General features: G+C 61.6%; 16 protein-coding genes. 7 read left to right on the forward strand and 9 right to left on the reverse strand.

Going from position 1 to position 15845, the window contains the following annotated elements; genetic code table 11:
- Positions 1 to 128: 128 nt before the first annotated feature.
- Positions 129 to 314, forward strand: coding sequence for a hypothetical protein (locus QRN52_RS05740; protein WP_284751796.1), 186 nt, complete (start codon positions 129 to 131; stop codon positions 312 to 314).
- A 46-nt stretch (positions 315 to 360) separates the two neighbouring features.
- Here QRN52_RS05740 and QRN52_RS23910 read toward each other — a convergent pair whose 3' ends face one another.
- Together QRN52_RS23910 and QRN52_RS05745 are read right to left on the reverse strand one after the other, a co-directional pair.
- Positions 361 to 993, reverse strand: coding sequence for an HNH endonuclease (locus tag QRN52_RS23910; RefSeq protein WP_350225129.1), 633 nt, complete (start codon positions 991 to 993; stop codon positions 361 to 363).
- Between the two features lie 220 nt (positions 994 to 1213).
- On the reverse strand, positions 1214 to 4831 hold the full coding sequence (locus QRN52_RS05745) for a galactose oxidase-like domain-containing protein (protein WP_284751797.1): 3618 nt from the start codon (positions 4829 to 4831) through the stop codon (positions 1214 to 1216).
- Positions 4832 to 5847: 1016 nt separating this feature from the next.
- Between QRN52_RS05745 and QRN52_RS05750 the strand changes: the two genes are divergently transcribed.
- A complete protein-coding gene (locus QRN52_RS05750; protein WP_284751798.1) occupies positions 5848 to 6417 on the forward strand; it encodes a DUF2599 domain-containing protein in 570 nt (189 codons plus the stop codon).
- A gap of 600 nt (positions 6418 to 7017) precedes the next feature.
- On the opposite strand, the gene QRN52_RS05755 is transcribed toward QRN52_RS05750, so the two are convergent.
- The 3 genes from QRN52_RS05755 to QRN52_RS05765 are packed head-to-tail and all read right to left on the reverse strand — an operon-like array spanning position 7018 to position 7917.
- Positions 7018 to 7467: a hypothetical protein gene (locus QRN52_RS05755; RefSeq protein ID WP_284751799.1), complete on the reverse strand. Its 450-nt coding sequence runs from the start codon at positions 7465 to 7467 to the stop codon at positions 7018 to 7020.
- A 38-nt stretch (positions 7468 to 7505) separates the two neighbouring features.
- Positions 7506 to 7757, reverse strand: coding sequence for a hypothetical protein (locus QRN52_RS05760; RefSeq protein WP_284751800.1), 252 nt, complete (start codon positions 7755 to 7757; stop codon positions 7506 to 7508).
- Positions 7741 to 7917: a hypothetical protein gene (locus QRN52_RS05765; protein ID WP_284751801.1), complete on the reverse strand. Its 177-nt coding sequence runs from the start codon at positions 7915 to 7917 to the stop codon at positions 7741 to 7743. The genes QRN52_RS05760 and QRN52_RS05765 overlap by 17 nt, the downstream gene beginning before the upstream one ends.
- A 294-nt stretch (positions 7918 to 8211) precedes the next feature.
- Between QRN52_RS05765 and QRN52_RS05770 the strand changes: the two genes are divergently transcribed.
- Positions 8212 to 8373 carry a hypothetical protein gene (locus QRN52_RS05770; protein ID WP_284751802.1) on the forward strand — a complete coding sequence of 54 codons (162 nt, stop codon included), beginning with the start codon at positions 8212 to 8214 and terminating at the stop codon, positions 8371 to 8373.
- Here QRN52_RS05770 and QRN52_RS05775 read toward each other — a convergent pair.
- Positions 8360 to 9250, reverse strand: a complete 891-nt coding sequence (locus tag QRN52_RS05775; protein WP_284751803.1) for a helix-turn-helix transcriptional regulator — start codon at positions 9248 to 9250, stop codon at positions 8360 to 8362. The genes QRN52_RS05770 and QRN52_RS05775 overlap by 14 nt on opposite strands.
- Before the next feature lie 139 nt (positions 9251 to 9389).
- On the opposite strand from QRN52_RS05775, the gene QRN52_RS05780 reads away from it, so the two are divergent.
- The 3 genes from QRN52_RS05780 (at position 9390) to QRN52_RS05790 (ending at position 12418) form a co-directional block, all read left to right on the forward strand.
- On the forward strand, positions 9390 to 10406 hold the full coding sequence (locus tag QRN52_RS05780; protein WP_284751804.1) for a zinc-dependent alcohol dehydrogenase family protein: 1017 nt from the start codon (positions 9390 to 9392) through the stop codon (positions 10404 to 10406).
- Positions 10403 to 11671: a multidrug effflux MFS transporter gene (locus QRN52_RS05785; RefSeq protein ID WP_284751805.1), complete on the forward strand. Its 1269-nt coding sequence runs from the start codon at positions 10403 to 10405 to the stop codon at positions 11669 to 11671. The genes QRN52_RS05780 and QRN52_RS05785 overlap by 4 nt, the downstream gene beginning before the upstream one ends.
- Before the next feature lie 558 nt (positions 11672 to 12229).
- The gene (locus QRN52_RS05790) at positions 12230 to 12418 is read left to right on the forward strand and encodes a YegP family protein (protein WP_284751806.1); all 189 of its coding nucleotides are present in this window, start codon (positions 12230 to 12232) and stop codon (positions 12416 to 12418) included.
- Between the two features lie 37 nt (positions 12419 to 12455).
- Here QRN52_RS05790 and QRN52_RS05795 read toward each other — a convergent pair whose 3' ends face one another.
- A complete protein-coding gene (locus QRN52_RS05795; RefSeq protein ID WP_284751807.1) occupies positions 12456 to 12821 on the reverse strand; it encodes a TfoX/Sxy family protein in 366 nt (121 codons plus the stop codon).
- A 383-nt stretch (positions 12822 to 13204) separates the two neighbouring features.
- Here QRN52_RS05795 and QRN52_RS05800 point away from each other — a divergent pair, with 383 nt between their 5' ends.
- Positions 13205 to 13870, forward strand: a complete 666-nt coding sequence (locus QRN52_RS05800) for a hypothetical protein (RefSeq protein ID WP_284751808.1) — start codon at positions 13205 to 13207, stop codon at positions 13868 to 13870.
- A 536-nt stretch (positions 13871 to 14406) separates the two neighbouring features.
- Here QRN52_RS05800 and QRN52_RS05805 read toward each other — a convergent pair.
- Positions 14407 to 15120, reverse strand: a complete 714-nt coding sequence (locus tag QRN52_RS05805) for a hypothetical protein (protein WP_284751809.1) — start codon at positions 15118 to 15120, stop codon at positions 14407 to 14409.
- Between the two features lie 84 nt (positions 15121 to 15204).
- Positions 15205 to 15756, reverse strand: a complete 552-nt coding sequence (locus QRN52_RS05810; RefSeq protein ID WP_284751810.1) for a hypothetical protein — start codon at positions 15754 to 15756, stop codon at positions 15205 to 15207.
- Between the last annotated feature and the right edge of the window lie 89 nt (positions 15757 to 15845).

The following is a 15845-nucleotide window of genomic DNA, read 5'->3' on the forward strand; positions in this document are numbered from 1 at the left end:
CTAAAGGCCTGACAGCAATAAACCCAAGCTTGACCCAGACGCGAAGGCCGGTTAACTGCCCGTGGCTATCGCAACCCAGACAACTACAAATCGGTTATTCTCTTGAGAAGTGCCGTCCGGACGGCGGCATGACACTCATCCGGGAATCTGCTTCCCCACGAACCACCAAGAGCCCGGATGCTCCGGCGGCTCAGGGCGCGAAGGTGGATGTCGTCGCCGCCGTCGGTGCAGGAGAGCAAGGCGTTGCAGGCGAACCGCGCCCGGGTAAGCAGTTGCCCAACCGTCAGGGCGTTGATCCCGTGCTCGGGCCGTGAATGCCCCCTGCCTAACCCAATAACTCAGATCGTGCTCCCGATCCCGCTATCGAACTGTGATTGATGCACCTTTTCTTCGGTTGCAAGGCCCGCAAAGGATTTGCAGGTTCTCTGCCTGGCTGCTGCCGCCCATTGCTATTGGAATCACATGGTCGAACTGAAGTTCGGTGGCACTCCCGCAGCTTCGGCATCGTCCCTGGTCCCTAGTCCACACGTAGTGTTTCACGTCCTCAGGGATGGATCCGCGGGATGACGACTCGCGAGGCTGAGAACCCATTGCCACGATCTGCTGTGCCCGATTGATTCGTTGAGTCTCGCGCTGTTGCCTTGTCACTAACAACGCGTAAATGGCGTCTTGATTAAGGTTGTCGTTGTCCCAATAGAATTTGCCTTGGAATAGCCAATAGGTCCGCTGGTCTATTCTCGCGATGTGCCAGGGTGTCCCGGCTTGCCACTGCTGGTACTGCGCATACTCGTTTTTGTGCATCTTTTTGATGCGAAACGCCGACTTTGCACCGACATGTAGAACTAGCCATCCTTTTCCCGTTATCCATCCGGGTGAGAAGGAGATTTTGGTGTTCTCGGCTCTCCGTAGCACTTCGTACCCTTCTCCAATGATCTTGTTATCTGGTCTGAGATCAAGGTACAGCCTCCCAATGACAATTGACCGGAAGGCCATCGAATGGGTACCAATGGCCTGCTAAGGCACGAGCTTTATGGGAGTTGCGTGCCTTCGTTCGTGAACGTGAGTTCCGCGTCGTTGGCTGCTTCCAGCCACTCGTGCAGCGGGATGCTCTGGCGGCCGAGCATGTTGAGGTGGATGTCGAGGCACAAACTCAGTTCTGCGACCTCACAAATCTTCGACAGGCCGGACGCTCACCCCGGCAAATCTCGGGAGCCTATGGGGCTGCGAGGATTTCGACGAGCGCCAGGTCCCAGCGATCAGAGGTGGGGGCGGTGTCGTTGATGGTGACCACGGTGCCGCTGGTTGTTGTTGGTCCGGTTTGGCGCTGCAGCCAATAGGTATCGCCGGCCGGGGGGAGGTATTGGTCAACAAGGGTCTGGGCTGGCCCGACGGTTCGGGCCAGCGGAGCGTTCCAGTCAGTTCCAACTCCCCAAACCCATGATCCGGCGCGGGTGGTGGTGAGGCTGGCGTTCGGGGCTCCGGTGGCGGCGCTGCCTCCGGCTGTGGCGCCCTGGGCGGTGTCGGCATTGTTGAACGCCACCACGGTCACGGCTGACTGCCACGAGCCCGAGTTCTGGGTTGCCGTGATGGTGGCGTTGGTGAGCGGGCCAGGTGCCACTGCCTGCCATATTTCGGCTGTGCCGGCCTGGGCATTAGTGCGCTGGCGGAGCGTCCAGGACAGGCCGCCGCCGCTGACGGATCGTATGGATGCGCTCCCTCCGCTGCTGGGACCGTCAGAGCTGATGAAGGCAAGTATTAGCTGGGTGCTTCCGGTCGTCGTGAGACCGCCAACGCTGACCGTGGCGGCGTTGGTGCCCTGATGTGCGGTCACGAGCTTGTCGATGGTGATGGTCCGCGCGCCGGACGCTGTTGCCGTGGCGGTGTTCGAGGGAGGACTGACATTGCCGGCCGCATCCTGCGCCGTGACGGTGTAGCTGTAGGTGGTGCCTGCGATGACCGTTCCGTCGACGAACGACGTGCTTGTGGCGGTGCCAATGGGTGCCCCGTTACGGGAAATGTTGTAGCGGGTGACACCGACGTTGTCGGTGCTGGCGTTCCAGGCCAAGGAGATTTGGCCGGAATCGGCAACAGCGGTGAGGTTTGTCGGGGCGGTCGGAGCAGTCGTATCGGCTGACACCACAGCTTGGGCTTCATTTGACGGTGGGCTCAGGTTCGATGCGGCGTCTTCCGCTTTCACCCGGTAATAATAGGTGCCAACAGCCAGGCCCGCGTCATGGTACGTGGTGGTTGATCCGTTCACCTGCGCGATTTGGTTTGCAGGCCCGGGCGTGAAGCCGGACGTCGTCGAGCGGTAGATGTCATATTTGGCGACGCCGACGTTGTCGGTCGATGCGGTCCAGCTCAAGTCCACCTGCCCGACGCCGCCCACAGCTGACAGGTCGGAGGGGGCGGTGGGGGCCATTGTGTCCTCGAACGGAGCGGGAAAGCGGACCATGGATGCCACCGAGGGCACACCGTTGCCGTCGATGATGGAAAGCATGTAGTAGCCCGGCGGGGCGTAGTTGCCATTTGACGGCATCTGAACGTTCAATCCGCCGGAAGCTTGGGAGAAGGGCAGCGATAACGCGCGGGTGTTTTGATCGAAGGAGTGGGTCACCGAACCGGTGCGAATAAGGGAAACAGACCGGATATCTGCTGCGTTCGGGGTCTGGACAAAGGTACTTGCGTTGTATTGGACGGTGGCCGGAACTGAACCCATCGTCGGTCGGCCACCCTTGAACAGGTACGACGGCGAGTAGATCTGATAGCTCTTTTGGTCCGTCACGCCCGTGTCACCGCCGCCGCCCGAGACGAAGACCCGGCCGTCGGGCAGGAGCAGGGCCGTGGAGTGGTAGAGGCGTGGTGCTGTCAACGCTGCCACCGTGGTCCACGTGCCCGTCGCAGGATTCCAGATCTCGGCCGGCTTGACGGCATTGTTGTCGTCGTGGCCGGACCTGTCAGTGCCGCCTCCCGTGGCCAAGACCGTGCCATCGGGCAGGTTGGTCAGGTTAACGAAGCTTCGGGGATACTGCATTGACGCGGTCGGCTGCCACGTCGGGTTCGGAAGGTTCATGTCAAGGGTGAACGCAGTGTTTGATGACAAGCCTGAGAATCCACCATCCGAGGAAGACCCGGCCTTCATGAATTTGCCGGGTGCGTAGTTGGTGATGGACGCGCCATCAATCACGCGGCCGTCAATGGTGCTCCACTGTTGTGTGGCCACGTTGAGGGCGAGCGTGGACGTCGCCTGTTCAGAAGCACCGGCCTGAAGGACCCGCCCGTCGGGAAGTTGGTACATGAAGGGGTAATACGGAATGTTTTTGGAGGCTGTGGCCAGATCGCTCCACGCATTCTGCTGGGAGTCATAGATCTCGGGAATTTGGATGAGGTCTGTGGAACTGGTGTTCGCCCCGGAGGTCACCAGTACCCGGCCATCGCCCAGGGTGGTGCCGGTGGGGTACCACCGGGGGTAGTGCATGGGCGCGAGCACCTGCCAAGCCTCGGTGCCCGGATTGAAAGCGTCGACATTGCGGATGCCCAGGCCGCCGCTGGTCGCTGTTCCACCGACAACCAGGATCCGGCCGTCGGGAAGTACCGCCTGCCCTGCGCAGAACAGATCTACGGAAGCGTTCGGCACCTGTATGTAGCTGCCCGTGACCGGGTCCAGGAGATACTGCTGGCCTCCCTGCGTAAAGTCGCCCTGGAACGTCAGGACCTTGCCGGTATTGGTGAGGGCCGCGTGGATGGAAACCTCGGGCCAAGCCTGGACTGGCCCCCACGAACCGACGACGGCGGGGTCGCCGCCGGAGTTGCTCACCGTTACAGTCACTGGACTCGCGGTCGCGGTGTTGCCGGCAACGTCCCGGGCGACGGCCGAGAGAATGTGGCTGCCGTTGCCGACGGCGGTGGTATCCCACTGAACCGAGTAGGGCGACGCCGTAGCCTCTGCCGAGAGATTGGCGCCGTCGAGCTTGAACTGGACGCCGGCAACGCCCTGATCATCGCTGGCGCTCGCAGTGACGGCTATCGTGCCGGTGACGGTGGAACCATTGGCCGGGCTCGTGAGACTGACCGTGGGAGGAGTCGTGTCCGAGGATCCCGCGGGTAGGATCTCGATCGTCGATAGATTCCACATGTCGGTGGTGGGAGCAGTGTCGTTGATCGTTACCGACTGTGGCGCTGTGGATGTGCCGGGGGTGGACTGGCGTTGTGTCCAGAATGTATCGCCGCTGCTGGCAAGGAACTCATCGACCTTGGTCTGACCGGTCCCGACGATGCGGGTCGCGGCCGCGCTCCAGTCATTGCCGACACCCCAGACCCAGGAGCCGGTGCGGGTCGTCGTGAGTGTGGCGGAGGGCGCCCCGGTGGCTCCACCGGCCCCAGCGACCGCTCCGTCGGTGGCAGTGTCCGCACCCGTGAAAGTGGCGACTGTAATCGAAGCCTGGTATGAACCGGTGTGCGTGGCCGTCACAGCCGCGTTGGTGAGGATACCGCTCGCCACGGCCTGCCAGACTTCAGCCGTGCCGTACTGAACGTTGGTCCGCTTACGCAGGCGCCAGGTGAGCCCGCCTCCGGTGACCGAGGTGAATTGCTGGGATCCGGTGGCTGCGGGGCCATCCGCGGTGACGAATGCAAGCAGTAGTTCCCCTGATTGGCTCGTGGTGAAGGTTGGTGAAACGACGGTCGTAGACGGGGACGACTGGTGCGTGCTGACCACTTTGTCTGTCGCCAAACCGCCGACGGCGCTGGCTGGCAGAGAGAACAGGGGCACCAGACCGAGGGCGGCAACTGTAGCGATCGAGACTAAGCGCGCAAACACGTTCCGCCGCATGATTTCCCCTGGTTTTCTCGCAGTGAACATTCGGCACAGAACCCTGACCGCCGCGTAACTTCGGTGTGCGGCCCGGAAAGCTCCGGTCGGAATCACCCCACAGGAGACCGAGCGTAGCCGGTCCGAAGCCGCGACATCACGAGTGGTGACCACCTGTTAGGGCTCTGACGCACTCCTAAGCACTTCCCGTCAGCCAGTAACAAGGAGTCGCCGACTTCGCGCAGAACTTACTGACCGACCGGCCTAGTCGGCGCTATTTCTTTCTTGTCGGGGACCAAGGAACTCCTTGTTTGACCTACTTGGAGCGGTGACGATGCTAGCTGCAGCGGGATGGCAGCCATCTACGTGTTTCGGTCTTGAACACGTAGACGCTCCTTTTGTGACACGTAGATGGAGCCCTTATTACACGTAGATTGGCCGTTTTTGCACGTATTTTTCGTTGTCTCACCACTTAGATGGCAAATCCAGACATAGCCTTTTTACGGCGAACTGGGCGGCCCTTGCGTCTCCCAATTGCCGGAATGAAGTGATTGCTACAGCAAGCTCGCACCTGAAGGGGCGCGAACCGGACATTCCCGCCGCACAACAAATCTGGGGGAAACGTGAAAATTAGTTCAGTATCCTTAGTTTTTTCGGTCTCAGCCGCTGCAATACTTTCTCTGTCAACTATTTCTCCCAGCGTGGCGGCCGAGAGCGTGCCACCGATAAGTCCGGCAATCCGCGCCATCGAAAATTCGGCACCGGGATTCATTCCGACGGCCAACGTGCGAGGATCTGCAGATTTGAACACCTCGCAGGCCAGGGCCCGAGCCGGGAACGTCTCGAACGAGCTTCCCACGAATTCTGGTGATCCCGTGGCAGTCCAGGGTTCAAGTGGGACCGTGATTAGGTTGGGGCTTCCCTTCAATGAAAAGGCCGTTGAGGGCAAGAAACAGTCGAACGGGACAGTCGTTTTTGATAATGAGAACGGAACGAGTTCCGTGCTGGTGCCTAAGGAAGGAAGGAGCGTTGCCGCAGTGACCGTCCTTTCCAACTCCTCCTCACCCAGTCGCTTCAACTACAATCTCACGGTTCCATCCAACGGCAGCGCAACCTTGAATAACCGAGGTGCCGTCGAAATCTTCGATGCCAAGGGCGCTTTCTCGGGCGTAATTGCCACCGCCTGGGCAAAGGACTCCAAAGGCACGGTCGTGGCGACTCATTACGAGCTAAATGGTCCCACTCTCACCCAAGTTGTAGACCACACGTCCCGGTCGTACACGTACCCCGTCGTGGCGGATCCATGGTTAGGAATCGACCTGATTGACAGATTTAGTTGGGACGGGAACAGTATCAAGGTTCACGTAACCCCCATGATGGGCTTCGTGAACGAGGCTGTCGCTGCCGGCGCAGGCTGGGACGAGCTGAAGACAAAGACCCGTAACCGGGTGAACCAGGCTACCCTTCACCAGCAATGGCTCTGCCATGCCTTGGGAAAGTTCGTGATCTTCTTCGAGCCGCCACCCAACAATACTTGGGATCTGGAGGGTTGGCGCCGAGTTGTGGTCAACCCACTCGACTTCATCCGGTACCGGTGCAATTGGTAGCACGTAAAGTAAGAAGGACGAAATGAGTAACCGAACAGCCCCCATCATCATAGGTGCCCTTGGTCTTGTAGTCTTTTCAGTCGTAACAGTGATCTGGACAGTGCGGACATTTGAGATTGACGCTGCCAATCTGACAGAGGCCACCCCACCACTGCAGGCGGCCCTCTGGCTGGGGAGCATCCTCGTGGTTGCGGGATCTATTACTTGGCTCATTGTGCTCAGAAGACGGGGACCTAAGGAGTAGCAGCCACTCGATCATTTCATCGACCAGCGCGGGTTCGCGGCTTTCGCTCGCGGAGGAGCGACGGCGGATTTGCCACTTTGCCAGTCGATAGCCCTAAATAGAACGGCTCTGAGCGGCTTTTCTTAACCGGTGACGGTGAATCGCCGGGACACCAAGAAAGATGTACCCAAACGCTAGCGCCGGGTATCCGGTCCACAGCGGTCCAAGCAACTCACGAACGGGGCTAATGAAAATCATGGCCACGCCCAAGAGTGCTACTGCGAGCGTCAGCAAGCCGCTCCAACCGTGAAGCATCACGTGTCGGGCTTGTTCTGCGGTTATCATTTCGCGGCTCCTATTTCTTTGGATGCAGTTGTTCACCTTGTTGTCATGTGATCTCGAATTGCTGACGTGACGTCCTCAGGACGAGCGGTTGAGACGATCCATCGGCGGTTGTTCGTTTCCAAAGCGATCGACGGCCCTCCCACCAGCAAGCCCCGGGTGTTCTTGCCCATGACCCGGAAGCCATATCCGACAGCGAGGGATGTCTCCGGGGCCGTGGTTACGGCCAAAACGTCTGAGATCGACACCTCGGTTGAATAGAACGGCTTGCAGCTTAGGACGATTTTCTCTCCAGCTACGGCGATGGAGACGGTCATCCGAACAATCGCCCAGGTGAAGGCGACGATGCCGGCGGCCACGAGGAGCCCGGGCAATACGATGCCCGAGACCAGAGCGGACACGACTAAGACCATGACTGAGGCGCCGACAATTCCCCAGATCAAGCTTTTGGAACTACCTGCCAGCCGGGCCTCTGATATCACCATGTCTTTCCCCAATTCCGAGTCCTGCTATGCCTGCCTCTCTACGATCTTCTGGAGGGACTTCCGAGCTGCTGCTGGCGCGCTTGTGAGTAGATAATCCAGGCAACTGAGCCTGCTAACGGCAACGCAAAAATCGCGACGGCAATTGCTACTTTGACTGGAGCGGGAATCCATTTTGATGCGATGAGCGATGCAAGCGCGACGACTACCAACACTAAATAGACGACGCCCGCAGCAGGTGTAGCCCAGGTTTCGCTGACGTCTGGGTTATCCGGATCAGTTGGATTCAACACGACCGACCTGCTTTGTTTGCTTCTTATAGACAAACCACGTCGCGAGATTTGCCCCCGATGCGGCCAGGGACACGATCCCCATGATGATCTGATTGGTGGAGAACGCGATGGCGGCAACGATCAAGAGCATGACGGCCGCGGAGATGGTCAGAAGTTTCATGACGCAGTCATCCACATCCCCAGGCATGCGACAGGGCGCTAAGTTGGCGCCAGTTCATAATTCCCCCCAAGGGTTACATCGTTTGGTTAGGAAAGCCTGAGAGAAAGATAGACCTCCGAGAGCCCGTCTCCGTGTGGAATAGGTCGAATCTCCGTGCGTTTTGGGCGAATCTCCGTGTGAAAATCGCTAAATTCAGTGGGGAAGAGCCTGCGTCTACGTGTTTTGGGCTACGTGGGTCTACGTGTTTGGGCTGGAGGGCGCGCCGTCGAGCTCCGCGACGGAACCACGCAGGAAGTGAACGCAACCGCCCAGGTGCCGGACGACGTCGTACGCCTCAACCTGGGCGACCCGACGCGCCACCTAAGCCCTCACACGGTCTACTTTTTCTTCGGGCAGCAGCAGGCCCTGGATTCGCGCGATACCCGCAGTCGCCTGGTCCACCTCACTTGGCTCTGAGGTCATGCGTGGGCTTGGGGGACTGGGCGATGTTCTCGGTCGCCGCCCAGGATGCGAGGAGTTTGAGGGCCTCTTCGGAGGGGCTGCCGGGAACGGCGGGGTAGACAGTGAGGGTGTGGCCGGGGTCGTCCTCGAGTTCCATGGCCTGGTAGGTCAGTTCCAGGAGCCCGACCACGGGGTGGTTGAAGAACTTGGTGCCTGAGTAGTGGCGGCGGACGTTGTGTGCTGCCCATCGGGTGCGGAATTCCTCGCTGCGCATTGAGAGTTCGCCAACGAGTGCTGCGATGTCTTTGTCGTGGGGGTTCCGGCCGGCGTCGCGGCGCAGAATGGCGACGTTGACATTCGCTGCGCGGTCCCAGTCGGGATAGAAGTTGTGCGCCCGGGGGTCAAGGAAGATGAAGCGCGAGTGGTTCGCGGGGCGTGCCGGGCTGCGGTACATCTCGGAGTAGAGGGCGTAGCCGAGGGCGTTGGCGGCAACGATGTCCATGTGGTTGTTGCCGATGAAGGCCGGGGCGCCGGTGATGGCGTCGAGCAGATACTGCATCACGGGCCGCACGGCTGACGCCGGTGGGCTCGCGGGTCTCCGCGCAGAGGTACCGGCCGCACGTGCCAGGTCATAGAGGTGGTCGTGTTCGGCGCGGTCAAGCTCAAGGGCCCGGGCGATTGAGTCGAGGACGCTGTCCGAGACCCCTGTGAGGTTTCCACGCTCGAGGCGGGTGTAGTAGTCGATGCTGACGCCGGCGAGACGGGCGACTTCTTCCCTTCGGAGACCGGCCACGCGGCGCCGGCCGCCGATGGGCTCGATGCCTGCCTGCTCGGGGGTGATGCGTCCTCGGCGGGAGACCAGAAACTCTCGTACCTCGGCTCGGTTATCCATAAGGAAACGGTACGGCGTAACCGGGAACGGTTGGGAGGTTCTGTCATAACCCGTTTCGGCAGAGCCCTCGCTACGCCTGCACGATGCGGGTTTCATGGAAATCGAAGGTCAAGCATTCGATGAAATGGAGCACCAGCGCATGCGCGCAGCAATCATGTATGCCCCCGGAGACGTCCGCGTCACGGAAAGGGACAAGCCCGCTCTCCGGAAGCCGACGGACGCAATCATCAAACTGGTCGCAGCCTGTGTGTGCGGCTCGGATCTGTGGCCCTACCGCGGAGCCGACAGCATCGAGGCGCCCAGGCCGATGGGACACGAGCACGTGGGCATCGTCGATGAGGTCGGCGCCGACGTGCGGAACGTCCAGGTGGGCCAGTTCGTCGTCGGGTCCTTCTTCGCCTCCGACAACACTTGCGAGATCTGCCGCTCCGGCTACCAGACCGGGTGCATCCACCGCGAGGGTGTCGGCGGCGCCCAGGCCGAGTACATGCGCGTGCCCCTCGCCGACGGCACCTTGGTTGCCACGCCGGAAATGCCCGACGCCGGCAAGGTCCCCTCGCTGCTGGCCGCGTCTGACGTCTTGGGCACCGGGTGGTTCGGTGCCAAGGCCGCGGAAGCAGGGCCGGGTAAGACGGTCGCCGTCGTGGGTGACGGCGCTGTAGGACTACTCGCCGTCCTGGCCGCGAAACAGATGGGTGCCGAGCGGATCATCGCCATGTCCCGCCATGCCTCCCGGCAGGCCCTTGCCCGCGAGTTCGGCGCAACGGACATCGTCGAGGAGCGCGGCGACGCGGGCGTGGCAAAAATCAAGGAACTCACCAACGGCCTCGGTGCGCACTCTGTCATCGAGGCGGTCGGTACCCAGGAATCGATGATGCAGGCCATCCGTGCCACCCGCGCGGGTGGGCACGTGGGCTACGTCGGTGTCTCGCATGACGTCGAGCTCCCTGGACTGGAGCTGTTCTTCTCGCACGTCCACCTGCACGGCGGCCCGGCCCCCGTCCGGGACTACCTGCCGGAACTGATCGACCTGATCCTCCGCGGCGAGATCGATCCCGGCAAGGTCTTCGACCTCGAGCTGCCCCTTGAGGAGGCAGCCGAAGGCTACAAGGCCATGGACGAACGCCGGGCCATCAAAGTGCTGCTCCGCCCGTGAGCACGCCAACCACAACCAAGGTGCCGTCGTCGGGGGCGGTCCCGGCGGCACTCGTCGCCACCGTCATCTTCCTCACCGCCGTCGCACCGCTTGCCACCGACATGTACGTCCCGGCGTTCCCACGCGTGTCGCAAGAATTCGGCACCTCGGCCTCGTCGGTGCAGCTGACCCTGACGACCTTCTTTGCCGGGATGGGACTCGGGCAACTGGTCGGAGGTCCGTTCAGCGACCAACGCGGCCGGCGAATACCTCTTGTCGCCGGCACGATACTCATGACCATCGCGACGGTTGGCTGCGCCCTGGCACCGAGCATCGGATTCATGATGGTTGCCCGGTTCCTGCAGGGCTTTGGCGGGGGATGGGCGATGGTGATCGGCCGCGCCGTCATCGTGGACCTGGCCCACGGCCCGCAGCTGGTCAGGGTGCTCAACATCGTGATGGGCATCGGCGGCGTGGCCCCGATCATCAGCCCCTTGTTGGGCGCGGTCATCCTGCAACTGACCGGGTGGCGGATTACCTTCTGGACACTGGCGGCCCTCGGCGTCCTGATGACCCTCTGTGCCCTGTTCATCGTGCCGGAATCCCTGCCACCCGGGAAACGTCACGCCGGCGGACTGCGTGAATTCGGGCACGCGGCGCGCACTGTCCTGGCGAACCGCCGGTTGGTTGGATACGTCATGGTGGCATCCTCGGCATTCATCGCCTTGTTCGCCTACGTCGCCACCTCCGCGTTCATCCTGCAGAACATGAACGGACTCTCACCGGTGGCGTACTCCATCGTCTTCGCCGCGAACGCCGGAGGGATGACCATCGCCGCCCTCGTCTCGGCGCGGCTGGCAGGCCGGGTACCCACCCGCCGGGTCATCCTCGCAGGGCAGACCATCGCCCTGGCCACCGGGGTCGTGATGCTGGCCGGCGCACTCTGGTGGGGCACTCCTTTGCTCGTGGCAATGGGCAGCTTCTTCGCCCTCATGGTGGCCCAGGGGCTCATCAATACCAATGGCGGTGCCCTTGCCTCGGCCGAAGTACCGGCGCACCCGGGCACGAGTTCCGCCGTCCTTGGCCTGGTGCAATGGACCACGGCCGGCATCATCGCGCCGATCGCAGGGCTGGGCGGCACTGACACAGCCGTCCCCATGGCAGTCATCATGATCGTCGGGGCACTGCTGTCCCTCGTCGGCCTCCTCATGGTGGCCCGGCCCGCCACTCCACGACCCGACTCCGACTCCTGGAACCCGCAACTCGAAGGAGCCAGCTCCCCGTGACAACCATCGCAATCATCGGCGCAATGTCACGGCCCGGCTACTGTCCGAAATAAAGTCAAATCGATTGACATGACCTAAGTCACTTTTTATATGCTGGTATAGGTCAAGCAGCTGGCTTTCTCGATTTAGTACGAGGAGGTCAGTCATGGCACCTATTCAACCCAGTCACCCCCACCTTCATGGTCAAGGGGTCGGCCACCCCGATGTCCGCACTGCACGGCGCGGGGCGCCTTTCACGCAAGCGCCCTCCAGTGATCCTTGGCGGGGCTACCTACCCAGGCAAAGCGCAGTTCAACAACTGTTTCGGCGGTGGCCATCCGTGCCGACGCGCGAATTGGAACGCATCCGTCGCGTGCTTCTGCACTGCGACGAAATTGCCCGCCCGGCCGCAACGCACCGCCTCTCCGAACCAGCCCAAGCGTTGCTGGACCTCGTGACGGGCGAACTGGAGCGACGACGGGAATCGGGAAAACATCAACCGCCCTGTGGTGGCCCGGCTACCGGGCACCCCGGACTGCCCAAGCTTCCTCCCAGACGCCGACAGGGAGAACTTCTCTGATGGCCGGACACTTTGAAGTGTTCACCGACAACGGAGGCCGTTGCAGGGTCAGGCTGGTTGACGAGTTCGGAAAGGAGCTTGCTGTCTCCGCCCCTTTCCGTGATACGGACGCCGCAGCCCGGGGGATCTATGCCTTCCGTGAGATCGCGGCGAGCGGACTCATTGAAGACCACACTTCCCGATTTTGAACCTTTGTGCGCGCCGGTGGCATCACCGTCGCGGCAGTTACTTCTTCGACGAACGCGGTTTCGCAGCTTTCGGCGGGAGGGTCGCAACGTAGGCGAACGCCTTCTCGACCCATTCCGCCGTTTGCTCTTCGTCGCCGTTCCAGGCTTCGGGCAGGCCGACGTAGCCGCCCATGGCGCGGCCTTCCGGGCCGAATGGAAGCGTTTGGTGGCCGGCCTCCAGAGCTGCCTTGTCGGCGTCGGAAAGCCTGACGCCGATCATCGGACCGAACAGTCCGGCGAACATGTTGCCGTTCACGAAGGCGCCCAGGTTGCCGAACATCGGCTTGACGACGACGTCGGGATGCTCCGGGACCACCGCGCGGAAGCGGTCTTTGTCGGCGTCGGACGGTTTGGGGATCTGCATGTGTCTACTCCGCGGTAGGGGATCGAAAGCCTAGGACTGCATGCAGCTTACGACGGCGAGATGCGGGCTGCCAGCGTCGGGGCACCGTGCCCCTCGTCAAACAAGAACAGCGGGACGGGGCAATGTCCACAGAATACGCCAACGCCGACAGTGCAAAAGCGCTCTGCGTGACCGGCGCTCTACCGGGGATGTCCTTCCGCAACTTTTGGCATTCGCAAAAGCTGCCGAAGTAGCAGCCAATGATCGTAAAGTGCATTTTCAACTGCATATTCAACGATGCCGGTTTCATACCCAGGGAGGATGTCAGGGAGCTGGCCAGTTGAAAGACTGCGTGGGCAGAACCACCGTGTTTTCGGTGGTAGGCCCGGAGGAGTGTTGCTTTGATGGATCGCCTTGAATCGGACTCGGAATCGCGCATCCATTGGTTCCTACAGCAGACCATCGGGAAGCCCATGGGATCGCTGGCCGGTCTAATCCCTCCCGTGTATCGCGCTTATGCCCGAGTGCTGAATCCCGCTACGTCGCCAGATGGGCGACGTCTGCGCTGGTCACAGCTTGCTGCTGATCACTTTGAGGTTGACGGCGCCACCCAATGGAGCGACATCGTCGCCGCGTGCGGTCCCGAGCCGAATCGAGTCTACGAACCCGAGTGCGGTTCAGTTGATTCCCTCGTTGCCGAACGTTTGGTTTCCAGGCTATCCAAAGCCGCCAAGCCACGACCTGAATGCTTGTTTTTGGTGTGGGAGGGATATAGCGACCTCAAAAGCCAAGTTCGAACCTCGCCCGTCATCGTCAATGGCCTTGGTCGGGGACTTCATGTGTTGCGGGGACCGCTCGAACTGGCGCTGGAATCCATCGAGGACCATCCTGCCGGACGTCTGCCCTTGAACCGGCTGCCTCCCGATGGAACATGGTGCGTCGCTAATGACATTCATGCTCGCTCGGTGTTTATCGGAGGTTCAGCATCCCTGATCGGTGAAATACTGGGCGATCCTGATTTGGAGGCCTATTTCATCCGGCCCAATCACGCGGTCGACCCGGAAGACTAGGAAAGGGATAAGCAAAACGATGTGAGCCAATGAAGCGCGGAACGAGTCATTTCCGGGTCAGTTCCCTCACCAGACTTGGATGAAGCCGGCATTAGGCTTTGAGTGTTGCACCATTCTGAACGGGGGCCAGAGTCGGAGAAAACGTTGAACAGATCAGTAAACAGGGGACTACTATTCGGTGCCGGGTTCGGATGCGCATACGCGTTGGTGGTTCTTCTCTTGGTCGGCACTGGCGGCCCCGGCTTGGCGATACTCAGCGGGCTTGGTGGGACGGCGCTGGGTGCCGTGTCAGGTTGCATTATCGCTGTGTTGACCCTTAGCGTCGTTCGCCTGACCAAAATTCGAGGTCATCTTGAAAAAGCTACCGCCGCCGGTATAACCGGGGTTTCGACTTTGCTGATCCTTTTGGCCTTGACCTCGGGATCGGAATCAAAATGGCCGTGGTGGACGAATCTTGTTTCGGCAGGTGCAGCAGCTGTTGTTGGTGGACTGGCGTGGCCCCGAGCGAAGAGGTTGGTTGAGGAGTCCCGTTAACCTCACCGCCCGGAAACGCGCCCCGCGTCCACGCCTACCCGCCGACGGGTGCTCACTTGCTGGGCTGCTGCGCCCGTGCGATACATCAATCCGGAATTCTCGCTGGCGCGGCCGAACCCGAGGCGCTGCAATGCCTGTACCTGTACCTCTGTGGTCGTAAACACTATGGATGCCCAACCGGGGCTGAGGTCCGGTACTAGGGTCCGCAACGCGGCTTCGAGATCGTCGACGGTGGCTTCCGGGTCGTGGACCAGGGCGCCGACGATCCACAGATGTCTGACTCCATGGCTTCTTTTCCACCTCCGCCCATTCAGCCTAAGGCCACGCGATCGGTGGAACCTGAGAGAGGGCAAGACGGCCGCCATCGAGCCGATGATCATCAACTCGAGGGCCACGATCACCGCGAAACTGCTCGAGGCGGGAACAGTCGTGGACACGAGGGTTCCGAGTGCAATGCCGATGGCTGCCGCGAGCAGACCCCTGAACACGGCCAACCCGCGGTACGCGCGCTCCGTCCCTGCTACGGCCGCGACCGGACCGCGGCCGACAACCATGCCGGCGAGGGAAGCAAGTGTCAGGGAGACGGTGGCGGAAACCACGGTGCTGGCCCTCTGCGCACGGCTCCGGTCTCCCAACGACGCATACCGTTTTGCGGCGTTCCACGCCTGCGCAGGGCCGAGCTCGCCCCATTCGGTGTCCGTTAAATTCCCGCCCACGCCTGTCCCCCTGTCAGCGCCTACATTTTGTGATCATTCTTCGAGGACTCGATGAGCCCCCCTGAAGTGTACCCACGGGGAAGTTCAGCCATCGACGACGGACATCGGCAGGCCGCCCGCGTGCACGTTAGGGGCGATGCCGTCCAGCTGCCAGCCGTTCCGAGATGACCGGAACGTCGCGGTTTGAGGCAGCGAGTAGCCCGACGGGATGCTGCTCGGCCCATTCGCCGTCGAGGCCTGATATTCCTCGGTCATTTCCTTGAACCGGACGCTCGCCTCCGAACCGGTCACCTCGACCGATTCCACCGTTAGTTTCGTCGAAAATGACGTATACCAGAAGCCCATTGCCTTGAATCCGGCCTTCGAACGGGTCACCGTTGAGAGGTCCCGTTCGCGCTTGGACAGGTAGGCCGCCGTCATGTGCTCTCCGGCAAGGCTCGCGGCAGGGGGAGTGTCAAGGACTGTGCCGTTTCGATCCTCAACGGCGGCCTGGATGATGGCCGCGAGCTCGGACGGCGAGGGGCTTGGGGCTGCTGCGGGCGATCCCGCCGCGAGCGGCCCGGCGTCGGGCTGGCAACCGGCAAGGGCTAACCCGAGCACAACCGCAACGGCGACCGTGTACGTCGCGTGCTTCATCGTGGTCCCCCTGCCGTAGGTGTCCTCACAGCCTGCCGTGCCGACCCCACCCCGTCAACAGGGCTCAGAGAGGTGCCCCTACAGGACGG

The sequence above is a fragment of the Arthrobacter sp. efr-133-R2A-120 genome (assembly GCF_030209835.1).
Classification (GTDB): Bacteria; Actinomycetota; Actinomycetes; order Actinomycetales; family Micrococcaceae; genus Arthrobacter.

Excerpts from the sequence above, each read along its gene's own strand:
- QRN52_RS05740 (WP_284751796.1), top strand. The coding sequence starts at position 129 with ATGACACTCATCCGGGAATCTGCTTCCCCACGAACCACCAAGAGCCCG.
- QRN52_RS23910 (WP_350225129.1), bottom strand. The coding sequence starts at position 993 with ATGGCCTTCCGGTCAATTGTCATTGGGAGGCTGTACCTTGATCTCAGA.
- QRN52_RS05745 (WP_284751797.1), bottom strand. The coding sequence starts at position 4,831 with ATGCGGCGGAACGTGTTTGCGCGCTTAGTCTCGATCGCTACAGTTGCC.
- QRN52_RS05755 (WP_284751799.1), bottom strand. The coding sequence starts at position 7,467 with ATGGTGATATCAGAGGCCCGGCTGGCAGGTAGTTCCAAAAGCTTGATC.
- QRN52_RS05765 (WP_284751801.1), bottom strand. The coding sequence starts at position 7,917 with ATGAAACTTCTGACCATCTCCGCGGCCGTCATGCTCTTGATCGTTGCC.
- QRN52_RS05775 (WP_284751803.1), bottom strand. The coding sequence starts at position 9,250 with ATGGATAACCGAGCCGAGGTACGAGAGTTTCTGGTCTCCCGCCGAGGA.
- QRN52_RS05780 (WP_284751804.1), top strand. The coding sequence starts at position 9,390 with ATGCGCGCAGCAATCATGTATGCCCCCGGAGACGTCCGCGTCACGGAA.
- QRN52_RS05790 (WP_284751806.1), top strand. The coding sequence starts at position 12,230 with ATGGCCGGACACTTTGAAGTGTTCACCGACAACGGAGGCCGTTGCAGG.
- QRN52_RS05795 (WP_284751807.1), bottom strand. The coding sequence starts at position 12,821 with ATGCAGATCCCCAAACCGTCCGACGCCGACAAAGACCGCTTCCGCGCG.
- QRN52_RS05800 (WP_284751808.1), top strand. The coding sequence starts at position 13,205 with ATGGATCGCCTTGAATCGGACTCGGAATCGCGCATCCATTGGTTCCTA.
- QRN52_RS05810 (WP_284751810.1), bottom strand. The coding sequence starts at position 15,756 with ATGAAGCACGCGACGTACACGGTCGCCGTTGCGGTTGTGCTCGGGTTA.